The sequence below is a fragment of the Phenylobacterium sp. genome (genome assembly GCF_035276905.1).
Classification (GTDB): domain Bacteria; phylum Pseudomonadota; class Alphaproteobacteria; order Caulobacterales; family Caulobacteraceae; genus Phenylobacterium.
Genome location: NZ_DATELG010000008.1, coordinates 1 through 4,364 on the forward strand (window position 1 = coordinate 1; position 4,364 = coordinate 4,364).

Here is a 4,364-nt window from a genome sequence, read left to right on the forward strand (position 1 = left end):
CTTCGCGGCGCGCGACACCGTCAAGGCCGCGGCGTTCAAGATCGCCTCGGTCGAGCGCAAGCCCGGCCGCCGCTCGCCGCCGCCGCCCTTTACCACCTCGACCCTGCAGCAGGAGGCCGCCCGCCAGCTCGGCTTCAACGCCCAGCGCACCATGCAGGCCGCCCAGCGCCTCTACGAAGGCGTCGACGTCGGCGGCGAGACGGTGGGACTGATCACCTACATGCGGACCGACGGCGTGCAGTCGGCCCCCGAGGCGGTGAGCGAGGCGCGCGGCGTGATCGGCGGCCTCTATGGCCGCGACTATGTGCCGGAGAAGCCGCGCTTCTATTCCACCAAGGCCAAGAACGCCCAGGAGGCGCACGAGGCGATCCGCCCGACCAGCCTCGCCCGCAACCCGGGCAAGCTGCGCCTGGAGGGCGACCTCGGCCGGCTCTACGAGCTGATCTGGAAGCGGATGATCGCCTCGCAGATGGAGAGCGCCCGCATCGAGCGGACCACCATCGACCTGGAGAGCCGCGACGGAAAGACAGGCCTGCGCGCGACCGGCCAGGTGGTGCTGTTCGACGGCTATCTGGCGGTCTACGAGGAAGGCCGGGACGATCCGACCGACGAGGAAGGCGGCCGCCTGCCGCAGGTCAGTCAGGGAGCTGAGGCGCGTGTCGCCGCCGCCCGCGCTGACCAGCACTTCACCGAGCCGCCGCCGCGCTACTCTGAAGCCAGCCTGGTCAAGAAGATGGAGGAGCTGGGCATCGGCCGGCCCTCGACCTACGCCTCGATCCTCTCGGTGCTGCGCGACCGGGCCTATGTGCGGATGGAGAAGAGCCGGTTCATCCCCGAGGACAAGGGCCGGATGGTCACCGTCTTCCTCGAGGAGTTCTTCCGCAAGTACGTCGAGTACGACTTCACCGCCGACCTGGAGGAGAAGCTCGACCTGGTGTCCGCCGGCGAGCTCGACTGGAAGGCGCTGCTGCGCGAGTTCTGGACCGACTTCTACGCCAAGACCGAGGAGATCGGCGCGCTGCGCACACGCGAGGTGCTGGACTCGCTCGACACGGCGCTGGCCCCCTTCCTCTATCCGCCGCGGCCCGACGGGTCCGATCCGCGCGTCTGCCCGACCTGCGGCACGGGCGCGCTCAGCCTGAAGACCAGCCGGTTCGGCCCGTTCGTCGGGTGCTCCAACTATCCGGAGTGCCGCTACACCCGCCCGATCGGCCAGGCCGAGGGCGAGAATGGCGCCGAGAACGGCGACCGCGAGCTGGGCGTCGATCCGCAGACCGGCGAGACCGTCTACCTGAAGGCCGGCCGCTTCGGCCCCTACGTCCAGCTGGGCGAAGGCGACAAGCCCAAGCGCTCCAGCCTGCCCAAGGGCTGGTCGGCGGCGGCCATGGACCTGGAGAAGGCCTTAAGGCTCCTGCGCCTGCCGCGCGAGGTGGGCGTCCACCCGGAGGACGGCCAGCCGATCCTGGCCGGCCTCGGCCGCTACGGGCCCTTCGTGCAGCACAACGGGACCTACGCCAACCTCTCGGGCGCCGACGAGGTGTTCGAGGTCGGCCTCAACCGGGCCGTGGCCCTGCTGGCCGAGAAGCGGGCCGGCGGCGCGGGCCGTAGAGGCGAGGCCGCCGCGCTCAAGGAGCTGGGCCCCCATCCGGCCGACGGCCAGCCGGTGCGGGTGCTCTCCGGCCGCTACGGCCCCTACATCAAGCACGGCTCGACCAACGCCAACGTGCCGCGCGGGTCCGACCCGCAGGCGCTGACTCTGGAGCAGGCGGTGGCGCTGATCGCCGAGCGCGAGGCCAAGGGCGGCGGGACGAAGAAGAAGCCGGCCCGCGCGGCCAGGGCGAAGGCCGCAGGCGAGGGCGCTGAGGCGAAGATCACCGGCAAGAAAGCGCCGGCGAAGAAGAAGGCCCCGAAGAAGCCTGCGGCGAAGAAGATGGCCAGAACAACCGAAGAGGCTTAAGGTGCAGGAGAGAATAGTTTAGCCACTCTTCCCCGCGAAAGCGGGGATCCAGGTGTTTTTGTTCTCTCGCGGCAGCGCACACGGCGTCGCCAAATTGCCCAAACGCTAAAAAGCCTGGGTCCCCGCTTTCGCGGGGAAGAGCGGTATTTGGAAAGTCTGCAGTACAAGCGCGGCCACCGTTGTTCCCGCCGCGTCCCCTGAGGGGGAGCATCGTGGCGCCGAGACTCGGCGTTCGTGCTAAGCAGCACCCATGGCCAGACCCCGCTCGCCCAAGCCAACCCGTCCGCCCCAGGGCCTGCCCGACCGCGAGACGCTGCTGAAATTCATCCGGGCGAGCGGCGAGACCGACAAGGCCGCCATCGCCCGGGCCTTTGGGCTTAAGGGCGCCGACCGGCGGGCGCTGCGGGAGATGCTGGGCGCCCTGCAGGCGGAAGGCGCGCTCGGCCGGCGCGGCCGGCGCGGCTTCGCCGAGGCCGGCGCCCTGCCGGAGGTGGGCGTCGTCGACGTGGTGGAGCGCGATCCGGACGGCGACCTGCTGGTCAAGCTGACCAAGGGCGAGGACGCCCCGCTCGTGCCGCTGTCGCCCGACCGCACGGCCGAGGCCGGCCAGGCCCCGGGCCTCGGCGACCGGCTGCTGGTGCGCTTCACCCGCCTGGAGAGCGGCGAGTTCGAGGCCCGGCTGATCAAGCGCCTCGGCCAGAGCGCCCACCGGGTGCTGGGCGTGGTCCGCAAGGCCCGGCGCGAGATCCGCGTCGAGCCGGTCGACCGCCGCTCGAAGGACAGCCTGCTGCTCAGCGAGACGGAGGGCGCGGCCTTACGCGACGGCGACCTCGTCGTGGCCCAGGTGGGACCGGCCGAGCGGCGCTGGGGCCCGCACCGCGGCAAGGTGCTGGAGGTGGTCGGCCGCGAGGACGAGCCGCGCGCGGCCTCGCTGATCGCCATCCACGCCCACGGCATCCCCACCGGCTTCAGCGCCGCCGCCGAAGCCGAGGCTGAGGCCGCCGAGCCGCCGACGCTGTCCGGCCGCGAGGACTTGCGCGACGTGCCGATGGTCACCATCGACCCGCCGGACGCCCGCGATCACGACGACGCCGTCTATGCTGAGGCCGACGCAGACGAGGCCAATCCCGGCGGCTGGATCGTCTGGGTGGCGATCGCCGACGTCGCCGCCTACGTCCGCTCGGGCTCGTCGCTCGACCGCGAAGCGCGCGAGAAGGGCAACAGCGTCTACTTCCCCGACCGGGTCGAGCCGATGCTGCCGGAACGGCTTTCCAACGGCCTGTGCAGCTTGCGCGAAGGCGAGAACCGCGCCTGCCTGGCGGTGCGGATGGTGTTCGGCGCCGACGGGCGCAAACGCTCGCACCGCTTCGTCCGCGGCCTGATGCGCTCGGCGGCCAAGCTCTCCTACGAGCAGGCCCAGGCCGCGATCGACGGCGCCCCCGACGACAAGACCGGCCCGCTGCTGGAGACCATCCTGAAGCCGCTCTGGGCCGCCCACGCGACGCTGATGAAAGGCCGCGCCGCCCGCTCGCCGGTGGCCATCGAGAGCACCGAGCGGCGCGTGCGGATCGGCGCCGACGGCAAGATCGACTCGATCACGCCCCGGGCCTCGCTGGAGGCCCACAAGCTCATCGAAGAGATGATGATCCAGGCCAACGTCAGCGCCGCCGAGACGCTGGAGGCCAGGCGCTCCCCGCTCATCTACCGGATCCACGACGAGCCCAGTTCGGAAAAGCTGCAGGCGCTGGGCGACTTCCTGGCGACGCTCGGCATCAACTGGACCCGCGGCGAGACCGTCCGCACCGAGCGCTTCAACCGGCTGCTCGACCAGGTGCGCGAGACGCCCAACGCCGACATCGTTAACGAGGTGGTGCTGCGCACCCAGATGCAGGCCCACTATTCCGACGAGAACATCGGCCACTTCGGCCTCAACCTGCAGCGCTACGCCCACTTCACCTCGCCGATCCGCCGCTACGCCGACCTGATCGTCCACCGGGCGCTGATCCGGGCCTTAAGCCTCGGCGACGACGGCCTGACCGACCGCGACCTCTCCCAGATCAAGAGCACGGCGGAGATGATCACCTTCGCCGAGCGCCGCGCCATGGCCGCCGAGCGCGACGCTATGGATCGCTACATCGCCGCCTTCCTGGCCGACCACGTCGGCGCGGAGTTCGAGGGCAAGATCACCGGCGTCACCCGCTTCGGGCTTTTCGTGCGGTTGGCCGAGACCGGCGCCGACGGCCTGGCGCCCATTTCCACCCTGGGGGCCGAGTATTTCATCCACGATGACCGGACCCACGCCCTGGTGGGCGAGCGCTCCGGCGCGCGCTGGCCGCTGGGCATGACGGTGCGCGTCAGGCTGACGGAGGCGACGCCCGTCACCGGCGGCCTGCTGTTCGAGATGCTG

General features: G+C 71.0%; 2 protein-coding genes. Both read left to right on the plus strand.

The window, feature by feature from the left end:
- A partial coding sequence (locus tag VJS38_RS00295) for a DNA topoisomerase (protein ID WP_324086160.1) occupies nt 1-1,957 on the plus strand: 1,957 nt, incomplete at its 5' end.
- A gap of 250 nt (nt 1,958-2,207) precedes the next feature.
- Nucleotides 2,208-4,364, plus strand: a 2,157-nt coding sequence (gene rnr, locus VJS38_RS00300) for a ribonuclease R (protein ID WP_324086161.1), incomplete at its 3' end; no start/stop codon positions are given.